The sequence below is a fragment of the Bacillus sp. ISL-45 genome (genome assembly GCF_018613195.1).
Classification (GTDB): domain Bacteria; phylum Bacillota; class Bacilli; order Bacillales; family Cytobacillaceae; genus Mesobacillus.
Window position 1 is genome coordinate 34,764 of record NZ_JAGGQQ010000009.1, and the last position, 24,659, is coordinate 59,422.

26 protein-coding genes are annotated in these 24,659 nt (G+C 42.5%); 22 read left to right on the forward strand and 4 right to left on the reverse strand.

The window, feature by feature from the left end; genetic code table 11:
- Positions 1 to 83: 83 nt before the first annotated feature.
- Positions 84 to 338, forward strand: coding sequence for a hypothetical protein (locus J7E35_RS12340; RefSeq protein ID WP_214780153.1), 255 nt, complete (start codon positions 84 to 86; stop codon positions 336 to 338).
- 214 nt (positions 339 to 552) lie between these two features.
- Here the strand turns inward: J7E35_RS12340 and J7E35_RS12345 are convergent, their stop codons facing one another.
- The 3 genes from J7E35_RS12345 to J7E35_RS12355 form a co-directional block, all read right to left on the reverse strand.
- Positions 553 to 993 (reverse strand): hypothetical protein, encoded by a 441-nt coding sequence (locus tag J7E35_RS12345; RefSeq protein ID WP_214780155.1) that lies wholly within the window; start codon positions 991 to 993, stop codon positions 553 to 555.
- A 3-nt stretch (positions 994 to 996) separates the two neighbouring features.
- Positions 997 to 1,341: an ASCH domain-containing protein gene (locus tag J7E35_RS12350; RefSeq protein ID WP_214780156.1), complete on the reverse strand. Its 345-nt coding sequence runs from the start codon at positions 1,339 to 1,341 to the stop codon at positions 997 to 999.
- 212 nt (positions 1,342 to 1,553) lie between these two features.
- Complete coding sequence (locus J7E35_RS12355; protein ID WP_214780158.1) at positions 1,554 to 1,709, reverse strand: hypothetical protein; 156 nt, start codon at positions 1,707 to 1,709, stop codon at positions 1,554 to 1,556.
- Between the two features lie 207 nt (positions 1,710 to 1,916).
- Here J7E35_RS12355 and J7E35_RS12360 point away from each other — a divergent pair, with 207 nt between their 5' ends.
- The 5 genes from J7E35_RS12360 to sdaAA all read left to right on the forward strand — a co-directional run bounded on the left by J7E35_RS12360 (position 1,917) and on the right by sdaAA (position 6,506).
- A complete protein-coding gene (locus J7E35_RS12360; protein WP_214780160.1) occupies positions 1,917 to 2,462 on the forward strand; it encodes a sigma-70 family RNA polymerase sigma factor in 546 nt (181 codons plus the stop codon).
- Positions 2,449 to 3,444, forward strand: coding sequence for an anti-sigma factor (locus tag J7E35_RS12365; protein ID WP_251009531.1), 996 nt, complete (start codon positions 2,449 to 2,451; stop codon positions 3,442 to 3,444). Before J7E35_RS12360 ends, J7E35_RS12365 begins: the two co-directional genes overlap by 14 nt.
- A 288-nt stretch (positions 3,445 to 3,732) precedes the next feature.
- Entirely contained in the window at positions 3,733 to 4,758 is a 1,026-nt protein-coding gene (locus J7E35_RS12370; protein ID WP_214780163.1) for a GGDEF domain-containing protein, read from the forward strand.
- A gap of 149 nt (positions 4,759 to 4,907) precedes the next feature.
- Positions 4,908 to 5,573: an L-serine ammonia-lyase, iron-sulfur-dependent subunit beta gene (gene sdaAB / locus J7E35_RS12375; RefSeq protein ID WP_214780165.1), complete on the forward strand. Its 666-nt coding sequence runs from the start codon at positions 4,908 to 4,910 to the stop codon at positions 5,571 to 5,573.
- Between the two features lie 27 nt (positions 5,574 to 5,600).
- A complete protein-coding gene (sdaAA, locus tag J7E35_RS12380) occupies positions 5,601 to 6,506 on the forward strand; it encodes an L-serine ammonia-lyase, iron-sulfur-dependent, subunit alpha (protein ID WP_214780167.1) in 906 nt (301 codons plus the stop codon).
- A 33-nt stretch (positions 6,507 to 6,539) separates the two neighbouring features.
- Here the strand turns inward: sdaAA and asnA are convergent, their stop codons facing one another.
- The gene (asnA, locus tag J7E35_RS12385; protein WP_214780621.1) at positions 6,540 to 7,529 is read right to left on the reverse strand and encodes an aspartate--ammonia ligase; all 990 of its coding nucleotides are present in this window, start codon (positions 7,527 to 7,529) and stop codon (positions 6,540 to 6,542) included.
- Positions 7,530 to 7,734: 205 nt separating this feature from the next.
- Between asnA and J7E35_RS12390 the strand changes: the two genes are divergently transcribed.
- The 16 genes from J7E35_RS12390 (at position 7,735) to J7E35_RS12465 (ending at position 24,638) form a co-directional block, all read left to right on the forward strand.
- A complete protein-coding gene (locus J7E35_RS12390) occupies positions 7,735 to 8,892 on the forward strand; it encodes a murein hydrolase activator EnvC family protein (protein ID WP_214780169.1) in 1,158 nt (385 codons plus the stop codon).
- Between the two features lie 95 nt (positions 8,893 to 8,987).
- A complete protein-coding gene (locus J7E35_RS12395; protein WP_251040929.1) occupies positions 8,988 to 9,353 on the forward strand; it encodes a MerR family transcriptional regulator in 366 nt (121 codons plus the stop codon).
- On the forward strand, positions 9,350 to 11,017 hold the full coding sequence (locus J7E35_RS12400) for an acyl-CoA dehydrogenase family protein (RefSeq protein WP_214780173.1): 1,668 nt from the start codon (positions 9,350 to 9,352) through the stop codon (positions 11,015 to 11,017). The genes J7E35_RS12395 and J7E35_RS12400 overlap by 4 nt, the downstream gene beginning before the upstream one ends.
- 256 nt (positions 11,018 to 11,273) lie before the next feature.
- Positions 11,274 to 12,527: an amyloid fiber anchoring/assembly protein TapA gene (tapA, locus tag J7E35_RS12405; RefSeq protein ID WP_214780174.1), complete on the forward strand. Its 1,254-nt coding sequence runs from the start codon at positions 11,274 to 11,276 to the stop codon at positions 12,525 to 12,527.
- 28 nt (positions 12,528 to 12,555) lie between these two features.
- Positions 12,556 to 13,137 (forward strand): signal peptidase I SipW, encoded by a 582-nt coding sequence (gene sipW, locus J7E35_RS12410; protein ID WP_251040932.1) that lies wholly within the window; start codon positions 12,556 to 12,558, stop codon positions 13,135 to 13,137.
- Between the two features lie 75 nt (positions 13,138 to 13,212).
- Positions 13,213 to 14,031, forward strand: coding sequence for a TasA family protein (locus tag J7E35_RS12415; RefSeq protein WP_214780175.1), 819 nt, complete (start codon positions 13,213 to 13,215; stop codon positions 14,029 to 14,031).
- Between the two features lie 91 nt (positions 14,032 to 14,122).
- Entirely contained in the window at positions 14,123 to 15,106 is a 984-nt protein-coding gene (locus J7E35_RS23490; RefSeq protein ID WP_214780176.1) for an LPXTG cell wall anchor domain-containing protein, read from the forward strand.
- 133 nt (positions 15,107 to 15,239) lie between these two features.
- Positions 15,240 to 15,536, forward strand: coding sequence for a DUF5658 family protein (locus tag J7E35_RS12425; RefSeq protein WP_214780177.1), 297 nt, complete (start codon positions 15,240 to 15,242; stop codon positions 15,534 to 15,536).
- Positions 15,537 to 15,618: 82 nt separating this feature from the next.
- Positions 15,619 to 17,181 carry a SulP family inorganic anion transporter gene (locus J7E35_RS12430; RefSeq protein WP_214780178.1) on the forward strand — a complete coding sequence of 521 codons (1,563 nt, stop codon included), beginning with the start codon at positions 15,619 to 15,621 and terminating at the stop codon, positions 17,179 to 17,181.
- A gap of 276 nt (positions 17,182 to 17,457) precedes the next feature.
- Entirely contained in the window at positions 17,458 to 18,456 is a 999-nt protein-coding gene (locus tag J7E35_RS12435) for an ABC transporter ATP-binding protein (RefSeq protein WP_214780625.1), read from the forward strand.
- A 1-nt stretch (position 18,457) separates the two neighbouring features.
- Positions 18,458 to 19,246 carry an ABC transporter permease gene (locus J7E35_RS12440; protein WP_214780179.1) on the forward strand — a complete coding sequence of 263 codons (789 nt, stop codon included), beginning with the start codon at positions 18,458 to 18,460 and terminating at the stop codon, positions 19,244 to 19,246.
- 11 nt (positions 19,247 to 19,257) lie between these two features.
- Positions 19,258 to 20,049 carry an ABC transporter permease gene (locus J7E35_RS12445; RefSeq protein ID WP_214780181.1) on the forward strand — a complete coding sequence of 264 codons (792 nt, stop codon included), beginning with the start codon at positions 19,258 to 19,260 and terminating at the stop codon, positions 20,047 to 20,049.
- 117 nt (positions 20,050 to 20,166) lie between these two features.
- Complete coding sequence (locus J7E35_RS12450; protein ID WP_251040936.1) at positions 20,167 to 20,523, forward strand: SCP2 sterol-binding domain-containing protein; 357 nt, start codon at positions 20,167 to 20,169, stop codon at positions 20,521 to 20,523.
- 172 nt (positions 20,524 to 20,695) lie between these two features.
- Complete coding sequence (locus J7E35_RS12455; protein ID WP_214780185.1) at positions 20,696 to 21,925, forward strand: ATP-binding protein; 1,230 nt, start codon at positions 20,696 to 20,698, stop codon at positions 21,923 to 21,925.
- A gap of 218 nt (positions 21,926 to 22,143) precedes the next feature.
- Positions 22,144 to 23,334 (forward strand): HD-GYP domain-containing protein, encoded by a 1,191-nt coding sequence (locus J7E35_RS12460; protein WP_214780187.1) that lies wholly within the window; start codon positions 22,144 to 22,146, stop codon positions 23,332 to 23,334.
- Positions 23,335 to 23,459: 125 nt separating this feature from the next.
- Positions 23,460 to 24,638 (forward strand): hypothetical protein, encoded by a 1,179-nt coding sequence (locus J7E35_RS12465; RefSeq protein WP_214780189.1) that lies wholly within the window; start codon positions 23,460 to 23,462, stop codon positions 24,636 to 24,638.
- Positions 24,639 to 24,659 lie beyond the last annotated feature (21 nt).

Here is a 24,659-nt window from a genome sequence, read left to right on the forward strand (position 1 = left end):
TAATAGGATGGCAGTTTTTTTCGTTGAAACCTTTTTAGAAAACATGCGTCTTACATAAGGAATCTTAAAGGGAGAATTAAGCCATGTTTTCAACAATCTTACTTGGTACAATCTTGCTCAGCCCAATCATTATACCTGCTTTAAGGAAAAAATGGACTGCGTTTTGGATAGCGTTGTCAGGATATGCATTATACTTTCAGTGGGGAATGTATCTTTATTTTACAGAAGACATTCAGGAATACGGGACAGGTTACGGGATTTTTATCGTTCCATACGTAATTTTGGTTACAATCATTAGCACTTATATACAAAAAGGAGCTGATCAGAAAGGATTATAGCAATTATTTGGGGTTTAACAGTTTTTTTCGCGGGTCTCCGTTGCAATTACATCAACAGCCAAAACATATTAGTGAAAGTTAAAATATATCGGCCACATTTTAGACTTTATCAGCGGATTATAAATTTTATCGACCACATTTCCAATTATATCGACCAAGTCGCTGATTTCCCCAATTTTAAAGCCCGGGCAACACCGCCCGGGCTTTAACTTCCTCACCACAAATTCGGCTTCACAACCATGAACCAGAGCATCGACATCAATAAGATGATGTAGGTCCAGATGGTACGCTTCAGTTTTGCGGAGAGTTCTATTTTGTTCGCGCCTTCTTCGGCAAATTTCCTGAGTGTCGGCGAGAATGCCCTTGCGAGGAAAAAGAGCGAAGCAAACAGCAAGGCCAGTGTTGCGATGATCCACGGTGTTTTCCATGTCCATGGCCCGAGGATGACGAGCAGCACTCCTGTGCCAATCAGTACATGGCCAGCGTGCTTTGACAGCCGGACAGCTGATTTCAATGTACCCAGATAAGCCTGCAGTTCTTTCCCCACTGCATCAGGCAGTTTTTTTACAATTGGCATCAAAATGAAGAATGGGCCAATTGACATGATCACGCTTGCGACGTGAAGATAAATAATCGCTCGATATGCTAGATTCATTTTTTATTCTTCGACAGGACTGAATTCGTGCACCCAAACTCTCATTTGCGGAAGCCATGGCATTCCAGGGTGGTAAGACAGGATTGACTGCTTGTACTCCTCTACTGTTTCAAAGCCTTCGCGCTGTGCGTCAGCGTCTGTCAATTCACCAAGAGATTGTGAGTAGACATTGTCCACAACGAATTTCTTTCCTTTTAACTCCATGACTTCGCCCACATCGGCATAACGGCCGTTACGGCGAGTCGCTGTTTTTTTGCCTTCCACAACCTTATTTACGTCGTCTTCCATTGTAACAAGACGCTCGATTTCACATGTTTTTGGCGGTAAAGTATTATTCTGTTCTGTCATTGGAAAAACTCCCTTCCTTTTGTGCAATCAAAAATAATAAAATTCACATAGAGAAATGTCCAGCTCCAGCGCCTAGCCCCTCGAGTTGCTTGTCTAGCTGCGGCTCCTAACTCCTCGAGACGTTTCGGTCCTGCCAATGAAGTCAAAGAGCGACTTCACTGTCAGGCCCTCCAACGCTTGTCGGAGTTGGGCAGTCGCCTTCGCTTTTCGAATTATTTAGTGTCGCCTCCTAGAAACTCCGAAACTTCAACTCCGCCGGCAGAAGCAAAAAGCACTTCTTTGTCGGAGTCTCCAGTTTCTGCGTTTCTGGGCAGTCGGCTATACATTTCGGTTTCGGTCCGCCCACTGAAGTCAAAGAACGACTTCACTGGTCGGACCTCCAGCGCTTGTCGGGGCTGATCAAGGCGCTTGCGCTTTTCTCTATATAATGTACCATACTTCGAAAATAGAAAGCCAAGCCATTCACCGTGAAAATAGTGTTTTGAAAACTTTTTCACAAAAATACTTATATTGAGTGTAACATTTTACATAGTTCATCGTTTTAGTATCGAGATTTGAAAATGAGGGGCAGTTGTATGGACGACGGCAGAAGGAATGAACTTGATAATTTGTATAGGAAGTACACGAAGCCCCTGTATTATTTTTTACTGAAGCTTTCGGGGTCGCATCAGCTGGCAGAGGATTTGACGCAGGAAACCTTTGTCCGGGCAACGATCTCACTTTCTTTTTACCAGAATGAGGATGTGAGGGCCTGGCTGTTCAAGGTGGCGCGCAATGCTTATCTGGATGAATGGCGCCGGCGACAGAGAAGAAGGTGGGTTCCGTTCGCTGATTATTTGTTTTCAAAGGATGAAATGGTGAGTCCATACGGGCTTCCGGAGGACGAGGCCATTCAGGCTGAGACTTCCGATAACCTGCAGCAGCTGATGACCTATTTGCCGGAGCAGTACCGGTCGATCCTGTATCTGCGTGAGGTCGAGATGTTCAGTTACCAGGAAATAGCGGAAGCGCTCGAGCTGACGGAGAGCCAGGTCAAGGTCACGCTTCACCGGGCGCGCAAACGGCTTGCGCAAATAGCGGAAAAACATGGATGGAAGGACGATGAACATGGAATGGACTAAGGACAAGGAAAAGAAAATCCTTTTTAAATATCGATTTGCATTGACGGTGAAGGTAATCAGGGTCATCCTGGCCACGCTGTTTTTCTTCTGGCTGTATATGTTGATTGTTTCGATCAGCTATGACGCCCTGGGGCTGGACAAGAAACATCTTTTTTACAGCCGGGTGGCGATGGACTGGACGCAGCCAAATGTGCAGGAGGACTTCGGCAGCATCGACTCAGCCGAAATCACACCTTTCTTTACGCAAAAAATTTCCTATCCAGTCTACAAGATGATTGGGAAAGAGCCGGAACTTATAGGCACAAAACAGTTAGCCAAACGGTTGGTTCCAATGTATTCAACGAATCAGACGGATTACCTAAAGCCTAAAAACGAGCAAGAATACATCTTTTACCTGCCAGAACATCCAAAGACAGGCAACAAGCTGGAAGCGAACGAAGATCCAGCGGTCTGGACAAAGCTGGATAAGGTTCACGAAGGCACGGTTGCCGAGCTTTCCTTCTCGACGAAATCGTATATGACACCTGAGGAAATGCTGAAATTTTTGAAGCCATACGACCTCGATGTTCTATGGATGCCGCTGTATACCGGTGAGTTAAATGAGTATGAAGAGAGCTGGTGGGGGAGCACGCGTTCCATGTCTGTCGCACCTTTTGGGTTCACCGGCGGCCGGGATGCACATGATGGCTACACTTCAATAAGTAAGAACCTCCTTGTTGAAAACTTAACTCAAGAAAATAAGAAAAGGATGCTGAAGCAAATGAAAAACCTAATTGAAAATGAATCAACCAGCTACCGGGAGAATTTCCTTGGCCTCTCCCATCTTGAGGAGCGCTACGATTACCTTATGAAGGAAGGATTCCAGGTCTATGGTGCTGTTGTGACCGGGCCGGTAAAAGAGTTGCTGAAGCTGAAGGAAAACGAACAAATCCAGGGTGCCAACCTCGGGGATATGTCTTACTGGAACTGGTCTGAGGAGTAAAGCACTTCCATCGTAAAAATATTTTATTAATCTTAGAAGAAGCAAGATCTTTTCTGGGACTTTTGCTTCTTCTTTTGCTATTGGAAATATACTAAAATAGAGTTTTCTAGTACAATGGAAGTATAGGGTGGACCGCTGTTTTATGCTGTGACGCCGCCTTCCACAGATATTTATTTCAAATTCAAAATAATTACTTTCGAGAAAAAATCTTGAACCTAAGGGCTGCTGAATAAGGCGAAGCGAGCAATATGGATTTGCCGATGTCTTATAGCTGGGGAGATGAGAAAGATGTTTAATAACTTTGAAACGATTGAGGAACTTAAACGAAGCGTGTACATGTGGATGCTCCCGATTATTACGGTTGCCCTGGTCATCAATAGTTTTTTAAATAATAACAGCCAGTTTGATACAGTAATCAATACAACGCTGATTATCTGGTTTTCTATCAGCTGGATTATAGCATATACAAATCGTGGGATTCGCATAGCGGAATATGTCACGCTCTTTTTGGTGAGCGTGTATCATATCACCACGATGTTTGATGTCGTTTCCAATGATCTTGCGGAAAGAGGCGGGTCATTGGGAGATTTCATTGTCTGGATGCCGCTCATCATCATGTTTTTCTTTTTAGCACTCGGCATAAAAAAGGGACTGTATTATTCGATTTTCGTTTTCATGGTAACACTGACAATCGGAGTGATTTACAGCGGGCAGATGACCTCCGAATCAATCGATTCGCTCACGCAGTTTCATGCGGCGAATATCGTTTATATACTGGTTCTCTACTACGCGCAAAGTATGTTCCGTGCTTTTACAGAAAGAGATTTGCTTAAGAAGTACGCCTATCTCGATTCCCTGACCCGAGTGGCCAACCGGCACCAGATTGATATCTGGCTAGAGGAAAGGCTCGAGGCTGCTGAAAAAGAGGGCAAACCGTTTTCCATTATCTTTTTTGATATCGACCATTTTAAAAAGGTAAATGATGTTTTTGGTCACAAAATCGGTGACTGTGTTTTGAAGGAGCTGTCCGCGATCGTCTCTGGCAATCTGGCGGATAATGACCGTTTCGGCCGCTGGGGCGGAGAGGAATTCATGCTGATCACCAATAGTACCGGTGGACAAGCGTATGAAAAAGCTGAGCATTTCCGCAAGATGGTCGAGAATCATTGCTTTAAGGGGGCTGGCAGTTTGACAGCTAGCTTTGGGATAACAGATTACCAGAGCGGTGACAATATCGATTCCCTGCTAAACCGTGCCGATGAAGCATTGTATCGATCAAAAAACAGCGGCAGGAATAGAGTCAGCATGAATTAGCCATCCTGTTTGGTCGGGATGGTTTTTAAATTCCAATAATTTATGATTAAACTATATAGAGAATGTGGTAAGATAACTATGGTTAGGATTCTTCAAAATTATTTATATATGAAATCGCTTTCAATAGATTGGTAAAGGGGCAGTGCACCATGAAATATCGTTCTGCATTTGATATTATAGGTCCGGTGATGATCGGGCCATCGAGTTCACATACAGCCGGCGCTGCAAGGATCGGCCGAGTGGCACGCACATTGTTCGAGAAGCAGCCGACAAAGGCCGTCATCTCTCTGTACGGCTCTTTTGCTAAAACTTATAAAGGGCATGGAACAGACCTTGCGCTCGTAGCTGGGATCATGGACTTTGATACATTTGATGAGAGAATTCCAGATGCTTTGAAAATCGCGGAGCAATCAGGAATCGAAGTGGAATTCATTACAGAAGATGCTGTTATGGAGCATCCGAACACTGTAAAAATAAATTTATATGATGGACAGGGAAAGGAGCTTGAAATCGTCGGGATTTCCATTGGCGGCGGAACCATTGAGATCATAGAAATCAATTCGTTCAAGCTGAAGCTGTCCGGGGCCAACCCGGCAATCCTCGTCGTCCACCATGACCGATTCGGGCTGATTTCAGCCGTAACAACCGTTTTATCAAAGCATCAGATCAACATCGGCCATATGGAGGTCTCCCGCAAAGACAAGGGAGACACCGCTGTCATGGTCATCGAAATGGACCACAAACTCGAAGACGGAGTTTATATGGAGTTAACTGCCCTTGATGGCGTTGACCAAGTTATCCGTCTCGTTGACTAAAATTGAGTTACATCAGGAGGGCTAGCCATGTTTCGTAATGTTGCGGAGCTTGTTGAATTAGCTGAAAAAAATAACGTGAAAATCGCCGAAATCATGATTCGGCAGGAAATAGAAGTATCAGGCCGTTCCCGCGAGGAGATCATTGCCCAGATGGACAATAATCTTCAGGTCATGGAACGCGCTGTGGAAAGAGGTTTGGCTGGCGTTAAGTCCCAAACAGGTTTGACCGGCGGAGACGCGGTCTTGCTGCAAAACTATATCGCCAGTGGAAAGTCCCTGGCTGGCAATCTATTATTGGATGCAGTCAGCAAGGCAGTTGCAACAAATGAAGTGAACGCAGCAATGGGCATCATCTGCGCGACACCGACCGCAGGATCAGCAGGCGTCGTTCCGGGAACACTTTTTGCCGTAAAGGAAAAGTTGAACCCGACACGCATGGAAATGATCGAGTATTTGTTCACGACCGCTGCATTCGGCTTTGTCGTTGCCAACAACGCTTCAATTTCCGGTGCAGCAGGCGGATGCCAGGCAGAAGTCGGATCCGCTGCGGGAATGGCTGCAGCCGCAATCGTTGAAATGGCTGGCGGAACTCCGCAACAGTCATCAGATGCCTTCGCAATCACGCTGAAAAACATGCTTGGATTAGTCTGTGACCCTGTTGCAGGACTAGTCGAAGTTCCATGTGTAAAAAGAAATGCGATGGGTGCTTCGAACGCCATCACTGCGGCCGACATGGCACTGGCAGGCATTACAAGCCGAATCCCATGCGACGAAGTCATCGGTGCGATGTACGCCATCGGCCAGACAATGCCGTCAGCACTAAGGGAAACAGCAGAAGGCGGACTCGCCGCAACACCAACAGGCCGCCGGTTGGAAGAAGAAATCTTTGGGAAGCCAAAGACGAAGCTGGTAGATTACTTGATTCAGAAATAAGACGAAAGCCACCTAATAGAGGTGGCTTTTTCGTTACAATAAATGAATGTTCCGTTTTCGACAATCCGCTAAGGTTTCTTCATCCCACACAGAAACCTGGACTTCACCAATATGGATTTTTCGCAGCAGGAACATACATAGCCGCGATTGGCCGATTCCGCCGCCGATGGTATATGGCAGCTCTTTGTTCAATAATGCCTGGTGATATTCTAATTGTGATCGCTGCTCCTGGCCGGCAAGCTTCAATTGTTCTAGAAGAATTTTCTCATCGACTCTGATCCCCATTGAAGTCATTTCGATTGCCCTGCCTAAAGGCGGGTACCAGAGCAACAGATCTCCGTTTAAATTCCAGTCATCATAATCAGGTGAGCGGACATCATGCTTCACCCCTGACCGCAGTTCATGGCCAATTTGGGTAATAAAAACTGCTCCAAACCTTTCTGCAATTTTATCTTCCCGTTCCTTTGGAGATAGCTCGGGATACAGATCCTCCAGTTGCTGTGAAGAAATAAAGCTTATTTTTTCCGGCAGGATCCTGCCAAGGGTAGGGTAAAGATTTGCCAGGAAACTTTCCGTTTTTTTCATCACATCATAAATTTTTTCTACTGTTGCCTTCAGCACCTTCGCATTCCGTTGCTTTCGGGAAATCACCTTCTCCCAGTCCCACTGATCCACATAAAGGGAGTGTAGATGGCTGAGCGTTTCGTCGCGCCGAATTGCGTTCATGTCGGTATAAAGTCCTTCCCCCGGAGTAAATCCATAGCGCTTCAACGCCATCCTTTTCCACTTGGCAAGAGATTGGACAATTTCCATAACATCGTTTTCCACACCAGGTGCATCAAAGGAAATCACCCGTTCATTCCCAGCCAGATCATCATTGATTCCCTTCCCGCCCCTCACAAAAATCGGCGCCGAAACCCTTGTCAGCTCCAATGCGTCAGCAAGGTGATTTTCAAAAAAATCCTTCGTTTTCTTAATCGCTATTTCGGTTTCCCTCAAATCCAATTTAGACTGATACTTCATTGCAGCATGGCTCAATTTTCCTCATCCCTCCAGATTCATTTAGCACTTTAGTGTATTTACGCAAACATCCATTTACTTTATGACAGAAGGAAGTGAAAGTTGCTACTGTCCTTCTGCAAAAACGAAAAGCGACAACAGAAGTCGACAGGTTTAGTAGCTTCGTAGAGATATACTAGTTGATAGAATCAAGCTCAGGGGGCGTGTGATGAGGAAAAATGCTTATATAGCCGCAATAATAGCCGGACTAGTCATAACAGGCGTTCACCCTGCAGAGTCGGCAGAGCAATCGGAAATCCGCAAGCAGCGCCTTCAGCTTAAGGATAATGTCACTGAAAAAGAAAACCAAATTCAAGCAATGGACAAGGCTGAGGATAAATATCTTTCTGAACTGAAAGCGCTGGATGATGAGATGTCAGAGCTGAATCAGAGAATCAGGGATCTTCAATTCGTCTTGGTTGATTCCGAACAGGCTGCAGAGGAGATGAAAAAGGAAATCAACAAGCTCAGCTTCAACATCGAACACAGGGAGCAATTAATCAAAAAACGCCTGCGTTCGATGCAGGAAAATGATGGTTTGGGTATGTATGTGGATCTGATTTTTGATTCAAAAGACTTATCCCAGTTGTTCGATACCGCAATTGCGGTCAGTAAAATCATTAAGGCAGATAAGGATTTGCTAGCAAAACACAAAATTGATTTGGAGTCGCTGATGGAACAGGAAAAAGCGCTACAGGACAAGGTGATTCTGCTGGAAAAAGACCAAAAGGAAATGATGTCACTGAAAGCTGACTTGGAGAAGAAGGCGGCGGAGAAGCAGAGCCTGCTTAAAACCGTTCATGCCACTAAGGAGGAAAGTGAATCGCAGCTGATGGAAATGTATGAGGTCTATGTCAACCTCGCATCCCAGGAGATTGCAATTTTAAAAGAAAACCAAAGAATCGAGTATAGTAGTGCTAAACCAGAGGACGTTTTTATCATGCCAGCGAAGGGAGAGATGACCTCAGGCTATGGTCCAAGGTGGGGGAGGCTCCACGCAGGAATCGATATCGCCGATGAATCATCCGAAACTGAAGTGATCGCAGCCGCATCCGGAACCGTTATCCGCTCCTATTATTCCGCAACCTACGGGAACTGCGTGCTGATTACCCACAAAATAGGCGACAGAACCTTCACCACCCTTTACGCCCACCTAGAAAAAAGCACAGTCACTACAGGTCAGCCCGTTAAGAAAGGCGTGTTGCTGGGTTTTATGGGCAACACCGGCGACAGCAGGGGAAAGCATCTGCATTTTGAAATCCATGAAGGCCAGTGGAATTATGAAAAATCAAACAGCGTTGACCCGCTGCTATATGTGAAAAAATAAGCCAGGTTTCCATTGGGAATCTGGCTTGCTCTTTACGTTAACGTCAATGGTATAATAAATTTACTGACTATTCTGTTAAAAATGAGGTTGTGCTGATGTATACGATTTCTGACCTGGCGGAGCAGTTTGGAGTTACAACCCGAACAATCCGCTATTATGAAGAACTCGGTTTGCTGTTGCCATCGAGGACTGAAGGTGGCCGGAGAATTTACACTGCTAGTGATGTAACACGCTTAAAACTCGTATTCAGAGGGAAGCGGTTTGGATTCTCGCTAGATAAAATCAAGGAAATGGTACTGCTATTTGACGAGGATCGGACTGGTGAAAAACAGCTGAAGGTGACGATACAGTATGGAGAGGAAAAGCTCGCAGAAGTGAATGAAAGGATTTGTGAACTGGTTGAGATCAAGGAAGAAATCGAAAGGCTATTAACCGAATTCAAAGGGAGGCTAAGTGAATGAGCTTTTATCAGGAAGAACCGCAGTTTCGGGCATTGCTGAAGGAATTACTGGATGAAAAGTTTTTTGAGTACGCAGATCGAGAGCTGCTGAAGTTTGGTGAAAAATGCGCCAACGAAATCGACCAGCGCGCCAGATTCACCGACAGCGAAGGACAGCCGAAGCTGATCAAGTTCGATGCCTATGGCGACGATATCTCGGAAGTGTGGGTAAATGACGGCTACCGGAAAACAGTAGAAGATTCCTACAACACTGGGATTGTCGGCTATGTTCATAAGGAAATTCCAGAATTGGGACGCCGGGGGAATTATGTCTATTCCTACGCTCAGGGATATCTCTTGTCACAAACCGAGGCCGGCTTTTACTGCCCGGTCACGTTGACAATGGCCACGGCTTATTTATTGGACCAGTACGCATCCCACGAGGTAAAAGAGAAATTCCTGCCTCATGTTTTATCAACAGGAGAAACAACATTATATGAAGGCGCAACCTTCCTGACCGAACGCCAGGGCGGATCCGACGTCGGTGCGAACGTGGTGAAGGCAGTTCAGTCCGCTGACGGCTTCAAGCTTTACGGTGAAAAATATTTTGCCTCCAACGCAGGAATGTGCGGTGTCGCCATGGTGCTGGCAAGGAAAGAAGGAGCCCCACCCGGCACAAAAGGCCTGACATTATTCGCTGTCCCATGGCGCAAAGAAGACGGAAAACTGAACGGCATCAAAATCCGCAGACTCAAGGATAAACTCGGAGTACGCGCAGTCCCATCCGCCGAAGTCGAGTTCGACGGAGCAGAAGCTTTTGTAGTAGGTGACCCAACAAAAGGCTTCTACTACATGATGGAAGCATTGAACCTCTCCCGCGTCTGCAACACCATCGCCTCACTAGGCATCATGCGCCGCGCCTATAGCGAAGCACGTGAGTATGCACTAAAGCGCGACGCCTTCGGCAAGAAGCTCGCCGACTTCCCAATGATCAAAGACTCACTGGTAAAAATGGCTGTTAAGTTAGAAGTCGAAACCAGAACCGTCTTCAAGTACCTGCCACTGTTTGAAAAAGTGATGAGGAACGAGCAAGGAGTAACAGAAAAAGACATCGTATTGAATCGACTCTACATCGCTCTCTTGAAAAAAGAAACCGCAGAACAAGCCGTCCACTTCACACACGAAGCCATCGAAATGCATGGCGGGAATGGATATGTCGAAGACTTTGTCACGCCAAGATTGTTGAGGGATGCGCAGGTACTGACCGTATGGGAAGGTACAGCCAATATCCTCGGACTGGAAGTTTTGAGGTTGATGGAGAAGTTTGGTGCTGGAGAGTTGTTTTTGGAGGAGGTGAAAGATCGGATTGCTGTGATGGAGGGAAAGCTAGTAGATCAGGTCCGTGGCGCGATCGAGCAGCTGGAGAAACTGCTGGTGTCTCTGCAATCAGCTTCCCATGACCATAAAACGTTTCACTCCAAGCGGGTGGCAGAATTGATGGTGAAGATTTTTGAGAGTGTGAATGCTTTGGAGTATGCTGCAGGAGGGGATGACCGGGCCCAGAAGGTGATGGAAGTCTATATAGAAGAAACTTGGAAATCAGGACATGAATTTGCTGATCAATTAAAACCAGTGGATTATTTTTCTGAGATAATCAGCGAAACCCTCAACAAAAATCTCTGGTAAAATAGCCATACTAAAGCGTCTCCTAATGCAGGAGGCGTTTTCTGTATGTTTATTGTTCTATATATAAAACAAAATGTTCTTTTTAATTACAAAAGAGTGAGGAAATCGGAGATATAAAGAGATAACGAACGATTTTTGTGCGTTATTAAGAAAAAACAGCCAAATTTGAGGTTTTTCAAAGATAGCTGGTTAGAATATACTCACATCATGAGGTTCGTTAAAAAGAACAAAAAGTTCTCTAAGGAAGTTGATAAAAGTGAGAAAAACAATCACCAACTTCGTTCTCAAACTAATACATAAAAGAAAAGCAGAGTGGGAGGGGAGTATTATTCGATCCAGCAGACTTAGGAAATTCAAAAAAAGAAGTAAAGGCATTTCCATTGCTGCCCAAATCATTGCTATCTGGTATCTCTTTATCCTTGCAGGCTCATATTTAACTTCATATACAGGAGCTTACTTCAATGATATAGAAACGATCGAAAACTTCCTGGGCGCAGCTGATGAGTTTCCGGGGGAACCAGATGAGTGGGATAGAAGTTCACTCAGCTTTACAAACGTTGGTGGTTTTTGTACCCAAGGATTTGAGGGAAAGCTTTATTCAGAACTGGCTAACGTAGGTGATGAAGACATGGAGGGACCTACAACTTTTTATATTTATAAAAAAACACAGGGAAGTCCTAACAGGAACGATCCGGGGGAATTAGTACATAAAGGAGAAGTGCCACCAATAGAAGGTAAAGATTCTCCAAATAATAAAACCATTCTTGTTTTTAGTCCTGATTTATCAACCATGACACCAGGAAAATATAAATTCAAGGCAGATCAAAGACCAGGTCATAGCAATCCTAATAATAACCAGGATGTTGATAGAGAACAAGAAACCTGGGGAGAAGAAATCACTGTCACTCAAGCAGATATAGACTCATGCAAGGTAACTTCTCCTGCTCAACAAGAACCTCCAGAAGAAACCCAAACAATATCAGAAATTGAGGGGTTAACGGAAACACATACTAGTAATTCAATTACTTTAAATTGGTCAAATCCTATCGAAAACTTCTCGCACGTAAATATATATCGTAACGGGCAGTTGCTTGAAGATAATATTTCTGGTAACAGCTATGAGGATAAAGGATTAACTCCATCTTCTGAATATGAATACAAAATTATAGTGGTGGATGAATCTGGAGTAGAGACGAATGGAGTTAAAATAACTGTTTCAACAGATGCTGAAATAGTAGAAGATAAAATTCCTCCTTCAGCGGTAACAAACACAAGCTTGACAAGAAATGGGGAAAGTCCGAACATCACACTTGTCTGGCAGAACCCAGGTGATGAAGATTTTAGTCATGTGAAAATTTATAAAGACGATGTATTGATACAAGAAAAATTTGAAGGAACGGAATATCTAGATGAAACTAGCGAAGTTAATCATAACTATAAGATTGTTACCGTAGACAAATCAGGAAATGAGTCAGTAGGCGTTGAAGTTACTGTTTCAACCATAGATTAACTTATAAATCTTAGAAAGGAAGAAATCTATGAATATTAAAAAAGCCAGAAAAATAATGAGTAACTTAATTACAACAATCCTGTTTTTACTACTAATTCTAATGATATATATAGTTGTCTCAACAAAAATATCTGGTGGGGAACCCCAATTTTTGGGATATCAGTTAAAAACAGTATTATCAGGATCAATGGAACCTACATTCCAAACTGGTTCCATTATAGTTGTAAAAAAGACTGCGAATTCTGAGTCTCTAAAAAAAGGTGATGTCGTTACTTTTAAATCTGGTCCATATAGTCTTATAACTCATCGGATTAAAGATGTAATACAAAAAGACGGAAAGCTAATGTACCAAACAAAAGGTGATAATAATAAGCATGCTGATATGAATGCGTTATTGCATGAAAATATTGTAGCTAAATATACGGGTATAACAATACCTTACTTAGGATATTTAATGAATTTCGCTGGATCATCAAAAGGTGCAATATTTTTCTTGATTATTCCAGGGCTATTTTTTCTGGGATATTCAGCACTCACTATTCGAAAGGTTTTCAAAGAAATAGAACAAAGAGCAATAGAAGCAGAACAGGGAATTAATAAGTCAATGTAGCGGTTGCTATCCTTTTATAGGATTCAATATAAAATTACATACCTCTAATAAGAGGGGAAACTAGGAGGAGAAAATATGAGTATTAAGAAAAAATTAGGTTTAAGTGCAGCATCGGCAGCACTAGGATTATCTTTAATCGGTGGTGGAACTTGGGCTGCATTCAACGATGTAGAGAACACTACGAATTCTTTGGCTGCAGGTACGCTTAACTTAGGTCTAAACACAGCAGAGGATGGAGTGCTTACAAATTTTAATCTTTCAAATTTAAAACCAGGAGATCAATTTACACGTAAATTTAAAATCTCCAATGATGGCTCTTTAGCTATCAAACAAGTATGGTTGGATGTTTTACCAAGCGGCTTTACCCAGGGGATTAATGAGTATGTTGGAACACATGGTGCAACAGACAATAGTCAATTGGATTTTCTTGCCCAATTTGCAGTAGAAGTATTTAGAACTGGTGTAGAAGGAGGAAGTCCTGGTCCACAGTTTAACATGATTACAAAAGCTCACAATGTAACTTTAAAGGATTTAGTTACCGGTGAGAATATTCCAACTGGAATAGAAAGAGAACTCGATGCTGATGGGAAAGTTACTCGAATTAACTTAGCACCTACTAATACCACTCAACCTAATTGGAATGGGCTACCAGCTAACCCAAGAGATTATGAAGTAGTTGAAATTGTTATTTCTATGATTAATGATTCATCAAAAGATGCCCGTGGAGAATACACTCAAAACGTATACCAGGGAGATAGCATTAATCTTGGATTCCAGTTTGAGGCTACACAATGGGAGGGTAGAAAGATTGATGGTAACGATACAGGTGATGTAGATGGAAATGATACATCGAATCCGGGTACACGTAATAATGAGGAAGTAACAAGACCATAATTGAACAATCAAAAGGTGGGTAATACCCACCTTTTGATTACTCACCTATTAACAATGTTTCAGTAGCTGGATTAAACAAGAGAGGTATGCCATGAAAAATAATAAGTGGCTTTTTAAACCCCTAAAGCTTTTCATCTTAACGTTGATTCTTTTCATTTTTACTATAACTTCTGTCAGTGCCAATACAAAAGAAATTGACATCAACATCACCCCAAATGGCTATCTGTTTAAGGTTTCTAACATCAAACCTGGCGACTGGATGCCACGCGATCTGGTTGTTAAAAACGATGGCAAACAAGATTTCAAATACACAGCACAGGTTGGTGAAACGAAGTCCTACAAAGGTCTGCTTGAGGAACTTTTGCTTTTGGTCAAAAAAGACACCCATGTCCTCTTCGACGGAAAGCTTAAAGATTTCAAAGGTCTTAATCCACGTGTGTTATCTAAGGGTGCGCAGGAAACTTTATTTTTCCAAGTAACTATGCCTTACGAGCTAGGTAATGAGTTTCAGGGTTCTGCTGCTGAATTTGAAATCATTTTCTATGCTGAGGGAATTACCGATACTCCCCCAAGTTGCGAGGAAGATCCATCGCAGGTAGGTTGCGAACAGCCACCAAGCTGTGAAGAAAATCCAAGCCAGCCGGGATGCGAACAGCCACCAAGCTGTGAGGAAAACCCAAGTCAGCCAGGGTGTGAGCAGCCGCCAAGCTGTGAGGAAGACCCAAGTCAGCCAGGATGTGAACAGCCGCCGAGCTGCGAGGAGGATGCAACTCAACCGGGTTGTGAACAGCCGCCTAATTGTGAGCAGAATCCGGATCAGGATGGTTGTGAACCGCCAGGCGAAAATCCAGGGGATCCTGAAGATAACGAATCACCTGTACCTGGTAAAAATCCAACGAAGCCTGATACTGGGAACCCAGATGTTAAAGATGTTGTTGTGATTCCTAAGGATGTTAACCGACTGCCGAATACGGCTACTAATAATTATAATTTACTTCTTGTTGGCGGAGTTTTATTGGGCGGAGGAAGCGTTCTGCTTTTACTCAACCGCAGAAGAAGCCGCCGCGATAACTGATTAAGGCCTGTAGTTTTTTACTTCAAGGCCTTAATTAGTTTATCTTGATTAACTAATGTAAGGTTAACTATCCCTTTTGTTTGGGAATACTATGAAACAATATCGCTCTAACTAGTTCTTTGAGGTGATTCCTTTGACATTACTCTTCCATTATCTAATTATCCTTAATCTATTTGACGCTGCGGTAACTTGGATCGGCTTAAAGAATTCTTTTATCTCTGAACTGAATCCGTTTATGCAAGCTGTGTATGAAATCAATCCCTTTATATTCATCCTCATAAAAGTCACTCTGTCAATTTTCCTTTTATTATTTGTTCTTTTTAAAGTAGTCCCTCAGTCTTCATTTATCAAGGGCATCACAATTTTTGCATCAGCAGCTTATACTGCAGTTGTCTTCATGCATGTTTTCTGGCTTGTCCTCGTCTTTTGATAGCTCCAACTTGAAAAGTTCCACAAATTTTTATTTATTTCATATTCAATATCGCTCTAACAGGCGTATAATTTTCTTATAAATGTATAAGAAAGAAGGCGTATCATTCATGTTTCAAACTTTGAAGCGTGAGCTCTTGGCCGGGATTACGGTTTCGGTTGTTGCGCTGCCGCTTGCGTTGGCTTTTGGGATGCAGGCGACGGGTAATTCGGATGGTGCCATCATTGGTTTGTATGGTGCTATCATTACTGGTTTTTTTGCTGCTTTGTTTGGCGGAACGAAGGGACAGGTGACTGGACCGACTGGACCGATCACGATTATCTTTACTGGGATTGTGGCGACGCAGGGGCTGGAGTATGCGTGCATTGCCGCGTTTATGGGCGGTCTATTTCAAATTGTATTTGGGTTACTTAAAGCGGGCAATTACTTGAAATTCATTCCCTTGCCGGTAGTCAGCGGTTTTATGAATGGGATCGCCATCATCATTATCATGGGGCAGCTGCAGTATGTGACGGGCAGCTTTTTAGTCGTGCTGTTGACGATTGTTTTTATGCTGTTTGCAATGAGGTGGATTAAGATTATCCCGCCAAGCTTGATGGCGCTGATTTTAGGAACAGTGGCGGTAATCCTTTTGGAAAAAGTACTGCCTGCGGTCCATTTCACATTGCCATTCATCAACGACTTTATTTTCTTCGACAGCACAGAAAGGATTGGCGAGATTCCAAAAGGGCTCCCGCAATTCCATCTGCCAATTGCCGACTTGGGTGTCATCATCCAACTGATTCCAGCAGCGTTAAGCATCGCGGTTCTTGGATCAATTGACTCATTGCTGACATCGGTTGTCATGGACAATATGACAGGTTCAAAGCACAAAAGCAATAAAGAATTAATTGGCCAGGGGATAGGTAACACTCTTGCCGGTTTGTTCGGCGCGATGCCGGGTGCCGGAGCGACAGTCAGGTCTGTTGTCAATTTGCGAAGTGGTGGACAGACTGCTCTTTCAGCGATGGTCCATAGCGTCGCCTTACTGCTGTTCATGCTAGTATTCGGACCACTTGCAGAAGAAATTCCACTCGCAGTCCTAGCGGGGATTTTAATCATGACCGGAATCACGATGTTCGATTATGACAGCTTGAAAATTCTCAAGGATGAGCCTCGTACAGACGCTGCAGTGATGCTGGTGACGATGATTTTAACAGTAGCTATTGACCTTATGGTTGCCGTCGGTGTCGGAATTGTGATGAGCGCGCTGATTTTCATGAAGCGGATGAGTGAGGAAGGCTTCAAGATTAATAGTAAAAATGATAATGGTTTAAAGGTATATAGCTTGGAAGGCCCGCTTTACTTTGGGGCTACAGAGCTCATAACCAAAACAATCAGCTCGGATAGCAGTCCTGATATTGTTATAGATATAGAAAAAGTAACGGTTGTTGATGCATCTGGTGCACTGCTTCTGCTGCAGCTCAAAGACCAGTTGAAAGAACGGGGGCAGAATCTTTATCTAGTCGGTAACGACCTTGATCTTGGCAGCATACTGCGAAAGATGAATATATTCCATAAATTTGGTACAACCGGACACTTTGAAACCCTTGAAGAATTAATCACTTATTTAAAGTTTAATAACAAACAAGTTCACGGTGCCTGAGTAAAATCAGGCACCATTTATTTTTCATTATAATATTGCCAAATTTTTCTTTTGCAGGTACAATATGAAAGTATTTAAATCTAAAGGAGGCAGTCGAAATGATTGATCGTAATCTATCAACTAAATCAATTTCATATTTTTTAACTTCGGCCTGCCTGTATTGTGTGTAGTAGCGCTTATTTTTGTCATGTTAAAATAACTGCGTAACCACGGACTGGGATGTCTGTGGTTTTTTTGTGCCTAAAAATCGAATGTATGTTCTTGGAGAGTGATATTGTGATTACAGTTGAGAATTTGAAAAAGGAATATAAATTGGTGAAGCGTGACCCAGGTCTTAAGGGTGCAATCAAGTCGCTTTTTAACCGGAAGTATGAGATGAAGCATGCGGTGAAGGGGATTAATTTTACCATTGAGCAGGGTGAGACGGTTGGCTATATTGGTGCGAATGGTGCGGGCAAGTCGACGACGATCAAGATGCTGACGGGAATTCTGACACCGACTTCGGGAAAGGTGACGGTGAATGGGCTGGTGCCGTATGAAAACCGGCAGAAGAACGCTGTCAATATCGGGGCGGTCTTCGGGCAGAGAACGCAGCTGTTCTGGGATATACCAGTTCGTGAATCTTATAATCTGTTAAAACATATTTACGAGATTCCGGAGCAGGAGTATCAGGAAACAGTCGCCATGTTTACGAAGGTCTTGAACCTGGAGCCCTTGCTGGGTATTCCGGTCAGACAGCTTTCGCTTGGGCAAAAAATGCGCTGTGAACTGGCTGCGGCTTTTCTTCACAGGCCTAAAGTTGTTTACCTTGATGAGCCGACGATTGGTTTGGATATTGCAGTTAAAGTAAAAATCCGCAAATTTATTAAGGAAATGAATCAGCGCTGGGGCACAACAGTGCTGCTGACTACACATGACATGCAGGATATTGAGGAAATTTGTGACCGGATCATCATCATTGATGGCGGTACAATTCTATACGACGGAGGGCTGGATCAGATTAAAAAGCAATTTGGCCAGCAGCGGGTAATCCATTTTGAGCTGCCGGATAAGGAAAAGTTCGTACTGCCTGCGTCCCTCATCGGCCAGGCAGAAGTATTAACGAACGAAGAAGAAACAAAGGTTAGCTTATCGTTTGACCATGAGACTGTTAAAAGCTCGTTTGTCATTTCGGAAATGATGAGCATGTATGAAATTGGCGATTTGAATATTGCGGACCCTAAGATCGAGACGATCGTAGAGGAGCTGTACAACAAGCAGGAACAGGGGGGATAGCATGAGAAAGTATTGGCAAATAGCTAAAGGGCGGATGCAGGAGAATACTGCCTATTCGGCCTGGTACTGGGCCGGGACCGTTTCTTCGGTGATGAAGCTGTTAATTATTTACTTCTTTTGGCAGGCGGTCTACGCAAACCAGACGACGATCGAAAACATTAATCTGGAAACGATGCTGACGTATATCGTGATTGCGATGCTGCTTCAGGGTTTTGTCGGCGGAGTCGGGAATGAGCTTGCCGAGAATATCAAGGAGGGGCAGGTTGCAATCGAGCTGATGCGTCCTTACGATATGATTTTTAAAATGTTTGCGGTTGATATTGGAGAGAAAATCATGTACTTGATTCAGGGAACGATTCCGATGATCTTGGTAGCTTACTTCTTTATGGACCTTAGCTTCCCAGAATCACCCGAGACCATTTTGCTATTCATAGTGAGTGCGATGGTGGGAATCTGGATCGGTACGTTCTTCGATTTCCTCGTTGGTGTCCTCGCGTTCTGGACAGTCAATGTCTGGGGAGTAAGGGTTCTGAAGGAATCGCTGATCACCTTTTTCTCAGGGGCGCTAGTGCCAATTACGCTTTTCCCGGATTGGCTCAGAACGATCACTGAATTCCTGCCGTTTCAGGCGATGGTGTATCTGCCGGTCTCGATTTATTCCGGATTGATTAGCGGAACAGAAGTTTACATGGCACTAGGAGTCCAGTTGTTCTGGCTTATTTCATTATATGTTTTGGTAAGGGTAATCTGGTCGCAGGCGATCAAACAGATTACGATTTTTGGAGGTTAGGAGGCGATTCAATGCGTCGTTATACGAGATTATATTGGGAGTTTGCGAAGAGCCATATGAAGGTGATGATGGAGTACAGGATCGACTTTCTGATCGGTGTCGCCTCGGTTATGCTGGAGCAGTTCGCTTCGATCTTTTTTGTGAAAATAGTGTTCGACCATATCGAGCAGATCAATGGCTGGTCATTTTACGAGATATTGTTCATTTACGGAATTGCGGCAACGGGCCGTTCGATCCACCAGATTTTCTTTGATAATTTATGGACGCTCGGCTGGCAGTATATCAGGCCGGGGAAGTTGGACCGTTTGCTGATCAGGCCGGTCAATCCGTTGTTCCATGTCGTTGCGGACCGTTTGCACCAGGACGGTTTTGGCCAGCTGATCATCGGATTGATCATCCTGGGAACGGCAATTCCGCAGCTTGATCTTGTCTGGGGAGCGGTAGAAATCGCCATGCTGGTCATTATGATCATCTCGTCCGGGCTGATTTTTGTGGCGATCAATCTATTTTTTGCGACATTCAGCTTCTGGATGATCGACAGCCTGCCGATTGTCTGGGCAGTCTTTAACCTGAGTGACTTTGCGAGATACCCGCTGACCATCTATCACAAAGGAATCCGCATGTTCCTGACATGGATCATTCCTTACGGTTTCACGGCATTCTATCCGGCGGCCTATTTTATCGACAAGTCCGGATACAAGGAATTTGCGCTCTGGACCCCGGTTGCAGCAATTGTTTGCTGTGTCCTTGCTTATGCATTTTGGAACAGAGGCCTCAAAGCCTTCGCAAGTACGGGCAGTTAGGATAAAGTCAATCCGTTGAATATAGGGAAATTACAGATTATCCGTGCGGTTTCGGATTGTCACTTGGGACTTCCGTCAGGTATGATGGAAATAAATAGGTTGATAGGGGTGGCGAAGATGTTGGAAAATAAGTCGGTCAGAGAAGTATGGCAGGAGATCGAAAGGGTAATGAGAGAAAGGCCTGAGCCGATTCAAGGCATGAATACGGTCTATCAATATGACATCACTGGTGATGACATCGGAACATTCCAATTGCTGATTACAAATGGAACTGCCCGTGTAGTTGAAGGAACTGAAGCAACACCAGATTGTACCCTGAAGCTGTCAGATAAAAACTTCAAAAAGATGATCATGGGCAAGCTCAACGGCACAGCCGCCTTCATGACAGGAAAGTTGAAAATCCAGGGCAGCATGGGGCTCGCACTCAAACTAGAAGGAATACTTAACGAATACAACCTAAGCGAAACCGCATAACCACTTTGGACCAGGCATTCAAGCCTGGTCCATTTTCCTGTCATAAAAGATTTCTTTCCATCTATAAAAAATATTTATTAAAAATACATTGCACAATGAGACAAATTATAACAAGATGTGACACATCCTGATATAATAAGGCTATCAAGTTTTCAGATATAAGGAGATTCGTATGGATCCAATCGAAAAAAATTCGGTTTTAGTATATGAAGAAGTAAAAGCAGTAAAGTTCTTTCTTTGGATATTTTATCTCATTCTTCTGCCGTATGATCTTTCATATTACTATTTAATTCCATCTTTCAATGAAACTGATATTGGACTTCCTGCTCATGGTATGGGCTTTTTCTTTCATATTTTTCTCTTTGCATTATTACCTATAGCAATGTATATGGTTACAAAGGGTAACCCAGAAAAAGTGAAGTATATTTATTTCTTTGCTTTTATTTTAATAGATTTTGTTAATAACTTCTTAATCTATTGGGGAACCGCACATGAATTCAAAAGTGGCCATGTACTAGAAATCTACTTTATTCTTTTCTCCCCAATTTTTGTAAGTGCACGATTCTTTTGGACCATGACCCTTGGCTTTTTTGTTAAATATATGGTAATGGGAGTAATCTTCCAATCTCCTAAAGTATTGGTTCCGATGGCATTAATTATTTTTATTGCAGCTATCGCCTGGATATTGTTGACCCGTTTTCAGTCATATATCAAAGCTATTAAATCTATATATGAGGATATGAGACAAAAAGAGAAGTTGGCAGCTATTGGCCAAATGGCAACAGCAATTGCACATGAGATTAAGAATCCTTTATCCTCCCTAAAAGGGTTCACGCAGCTTCAGCAGGAGAAAGACAAAGAGGATGGTCATTATTACCCAATAATGCTAAGTGAAATTGATAGAATTAATTCAATCGTAACGAACCTCATGATCTTAGGAAAACCTAATACAGCCGTAAAAAATACTAGGAATTTGAGAGAAATCATTGAGTATGTTCTCGTGGTTATTGTTCCTTATGCCGATAGAATGAAAATTGACATTGAACTGGATTTAATTGATTCGCCAGGTTTACTATGTGATGGGAATCAATTGAAACAGGTATTCATCAATTTAATCAAGAATGCCATGGAATCAATGCCAGAAGGAGGCACAGTAAGAATAACCTCAAAAAATGAGGATGGTTTTGCTATTGTTTCGGTTCAGGATGAAGGATGTGGTATTGAACCAGCTAAATTACAAAAACTCGGTGAGCCATTCTATACAACCAAAGAAAATGGTAATGGATTAGGTTTGATGGTTACTAAAAAAATTATTGAAGAACATAGCGGAATATTTAATATTGAAAGCGAGCTAAACAAAGGTACGACAATAACAGTAAAATTACCTGTTTATGATTTTTAATAACTTTTAAAAAATAATATATTTAAATAAATAAACCAAAAGGACTATTTTTCAGATAGTCCTTTTGGTTTATAATGGAGAAAAATGTCGATTTTTAGCGGAAGCGAATAGGTAATAAGACCTGTGTTTTGTTGATAGGGAATTATCCTATTAAATTTCATTTATTTTAGGCGATATGAATATAAAGGGAAGAATCAGAGATTCGCGAGGTATAAAATATGTATAGACAAAAAGAAGATCCAACTCTTATCAATGAGGAACAACGAGCGGTTAAATGGTTTTTAGCACTTTTTTATTTCATATATACTTTTTATGAAGTTTTTTATCATATGATCTATAAGAATATAGACTTAACTCTTCCTAGGGAAATTAATATTTGGATGTATATTAGCTTGCTATTATTATTGCCACTATCTTACTACCTAATGAAGAGAGAGAAATTATATCTAGTCAAATACTTCTTTGTTGTGGGATATCTTCTAATCTCGGTTGTAAACGAATCGTTGATATTTTCAGGTGATAACCTCGAATATCAGAGTGGAAACGCTGTTGAGATATTATTAGTGCTATTTTCACCGTTTTTTGTTAATACTCGATTTTTTGTGGTTGTCACGACAGGGCTTGTTACTAAATATGTTTTTTTCGGCGTATTACTTCAGTCAGTACAAGCGATTTTACCTGTCACTTTGGTAATTGTTTTAAGCGGTATTGCTTACATTCTACTTAGGAGATTCCAAAGTTACATAGATGCTATTAAAAAATCTTATAATTATCAGCTAGAAGGAATTGTAAAAGGGGTAATTGCCACAATTGAGTTAAAAGATCCTTATACCAGAGGCCATAGTGAAAGGGTTGCACATTACGCAAATTCATTAGCTCGAGAAACTGGAAAGTTTACTAATGAAGAATTAAATTCAATTAATTATGCATGCCTGTTGCACGATATAGGAAAGGTAAATATTCCAGACTCTATACTTATGAAGCCCGGAAAATTGACTAAGGAAGAGTTTGAGGTTATTAAAACACATCCAAAAGTTGGTGCAGAGGCGATTAAAGATGTAAGTGGCCTTGGAAACAATATAGAGATAGTGAAATTTCATCATGAGAGATGGGATGGTAAAGGATATCCTAATCAGTTGAAGGGGAGTGAAATTCCTTATCTAGCAAGAATTGTCTCAATTGCAGATGCTTTTGATGCAATGACATCTTCTCGATCTTATCGGTCAGCCCTACCTGTAGAAGAAGCTTATAGACGTATAGTCGAGGGTAAAGGAACTCAATTTGACCCTGAGATGGTAGATTTATTTAAAAAAGTTTTTTCTGAGTGGATTATTTTTCACGAAAAATATGAATGGGAAAGTAACTTTCCTCTTAATAAAGCCTTTTTAAGAGAGGAGGTGACATTATGAAAATCCGTAAGTTAAAAAAAATAAGGACTACCTGCTGGTGGTGCTTGATTAGACCTTAAGTAATAAACGGGAGGGGATGTAGGTGTAACTACATCCCTTATAATAGCTAATTGAGGCGTGGTTTAATGAATATATCATATGAGACTCAAGTGTCGTTGAATCCCTTGAAAATTCGTGAAGAATTAAAACACTATATTGTTGAGGATGAAACCACGGGAAACTTCTACGAAATGCCGAGAGTTTGCATTGTTGCCATCGAGTTAATCAACCAGGGAAAACCGATGGAGGAAATTGAGAAATCCTTGATTACTGGGTTTCCGGACGAAGATATTAATTTTTTGGAGTTTGTAAACCAACTGATCGAACTTGAACTCGTAAACGAAATTAATGGTGAACCTATAATTAGATGCGTAGCCTCAAAAACGCATTCTGGCTTCACCTGGATCCCACAAACCCTTGGCCAGTTCTTCTTCAATTCAATCTGTTCAAAGTTGTACATCCTTTTATTTATGGCAAGTACAGTTTTGATCCTGTTCCAACCGGACTTATTCCCACGCTACTCGGATCTATTTGCGTTTGATTTGATGTTTCAAAATGTCCTAGCCTTGCTTGTGATTAGCTTCTTCCTTGTAATCCTCCACGAATTCGGTCATGTCCTTGCGGTCCGTTCGGAAGGTTTGCCGGCAAAGATAGAAGTGGGTAACCGTTTGTTTTTTGTTGTGCTGGAAACAGATATGTCCCAGGTGTGGAAATTGCCGGCTGAAAAGCGCAATAAGCTTTATCTTGCCGGGATGAATTTTGATCTTGCAGTATTGTTCCTGGCATTGGCAGCCCAGCTTTTTGCGAGTGATAATACCATAACTATGGGATTGCTGAAGCTGGTTGTACTGGACACGTTTATCCGTCTTATTTACCAAACTGCCGTATTTATGAAGACAGATCTTTACTATGTCATTGAAAACTTAACAGGCTGTTATAATTTAATGGAAAATGGGCGCAACTTCTTGGCGAAATGGCTGCCTTTTCTGAGAGTGCCAGAAACAGAGACCTTCGCCGGAGAAGAGAAGTTCGTTCGCAGATACGCCTATTTCTACCTTGCAGGCATTCTGCTCACACTCATCATCACCGCCTACTATTACATCCCGCAAATGATCTTCGCGGTGAACGAAATCATGCTTCCGGGATTCTTGGAACCAATCACCAGCATTCGTTTTTGGGATTCGGTTGTCTTTTTGCTGCAAATAGTGTTAGTTTTGGGTTTATTGCTATATTCATGGACAAAGAAATATCGTTATAGCAGTTAAAAAGACAGCCGGGTGGCTGTC

What these genes read in the sequence shown, in the direction of transcription:
- J7E35_RS12340 (WP_214780153.1), top strand. Translation starts at nt 84, where the DNA reads ATGTTTTCAACAATCTTACTTGGTACAATCTTGCTCAGCCCAATCATT.
- J7E35_RS12345 (WP_214780155.1), bottom strand. Translation starts at nt 993, where the DNA reads ATGAATCTAGCATATCGAGCGATTATTTATCTTCACGTCGCAAGCGTG.
- J7E35_RS12350 (WP_214780156.1), bottom strand. Translation starts at nt 1,341, where the DNA reads ATGACAGAACAGAATAATACTTTACCGCCAAAAACATGTGAAATCGAG.
- J7E35_RS12360 (WP_214780160.1), top strand. Translation starts at nt 1,917, where the DNA reads ATGGACGACGGCAGAAGGAATGAACTTGATAATTTGTATAGGAAGTAC.
- J7E35_RS12365 (WP_251009531.1), top strand. Translation starts at nt 2,449, where the DNA reads ATGGAATGGACTAAGGACAAGGAAAAGAAAATCCTTTTTAAATATCGA.
- J7E35_RS12370 (WP_214780163.1), top strand. Translation starts at nt 3,733, where the DNA reads ATGTTTAATAACTTTGAAACGATTGAGGAACTTAAACGAAGCGTGTAC.
- sdaAB (WP_214780165.1), top strand. Translation starts at nt 4,908, where the DNA reads ATGAAATATCGTTCTGCATTTGATATTATAGGTCCGGTGATGATCGGG.
- sdaAA (WP_214780167.1), top strand. Translation starts at nt 5,601, where the DNA reads ATGTTTCGTAATGTTGCGGAGCTTGTTGAATTAGCTGAAAAAAATAAC.
- asnA (WP_214780621.1), bottom strand. Translation starts at nt 7,529, where the DNA reads ATGAAGTATCAGTCTAAATTGGATTTGAGGGAAACCGAAATAGCGATT.
- J7E35_RS12390 (WP_214780169.1), top strand. Translation starts at nt 7,735, where the DNA reads ATGAGGAAAAATGCTTATATAGCCGCAATAATAGCCGGACTAGTCATA.
- J7E35_RS12395 (WP_251040929.1), top strand. Translation starts at nt 8,988, where the DNA reads ATGTATACGATTTCTGACCTGGCGGAGCAGTTTGGAGTTACAACCCGA.
- J7E35_RS12400 (WP_214780173.1), top strand. Translation starts at nt 9,350, where the DNA reads ATGAGCTTTTATCAGGAAGAACCGCAGTTTCGGGCATTGCTGAAGGAA.
- sipW (WP_251040932.1), top strand. Translation starts at nt 12,556, where the DNA reads ATGAATATTAAAAAAGCCAGAAAAATAATGAGTAACTTAATTACAACA.
- J7E35_RS12415 (WP_214780175.1), top strand. Translation starts at nt 13,213, where the DNA reads ATGAGTATTAAGAAAAAATTAGGTTTAAGTGCAGCATCGGCAGCACTA.
- J7E35_RS23490 (WP_214780176.1), top strand. Translation starts at nt 14,123, where the DNA reads ATGAAAAATAATAAGTGGCTTTTTAAACCCCTAAAGCTTTTCATCTTA.
- J7E35_RS12430 (WP_214780178.1), top strand. Translation starts at nt 15,619, where the DNA reads ATGTATAAGAAAGAAGGCGTATCATTCATGTTTCAAACTTTGAAGCGT.
- J7E35_RS12440 (WP_214780179.1), top strand. Translation starts at nt 18,458, where the DNA reads ATGAGAAAGTATTGGCAAATAGCTAAAGGGCGGATGCAGGAGAATACT.
- J7E35_RS12445 (WP_214780181.1), top strand. Translation starts at nt 19,258, where the DNA reads ATGCGTCGTTATACGAGATTATATTGGGAGTTTGCGAAGAGCCATATG.
- J7E35_RS12450 (WP_251040936.1), top strand. Translation starts at nt 20,167, where the DNA reads ATGTTGGAAAATAAGTCGGTCAGAGAAGTATGGCAGGAGATCGAAAGG.
- J7E35_RS12455 (WP_214780185.1), top strand. Translation starts at nt 20,696, where the DNA reads ATGGATCCAATCGAAAAAAATTCGGTTTTAGTATATGAAGAAGTAAAA.
- J7E35_RS12460 (WP_214780187.1), top strand. Translation starts at nt 22,144, where the DNA reads ATGTATAGACAAAAAGAAGATCCAACTCTTATCAATGAGGAACAACGA.
- J7E35_RS12465 (WP_214780189.1), top strand. Translation starts at nt 23,460, where the DNA reads ATGAATATATCATATGAGACTCAAGTGTCGTTGAATCCCTTGAAAATT.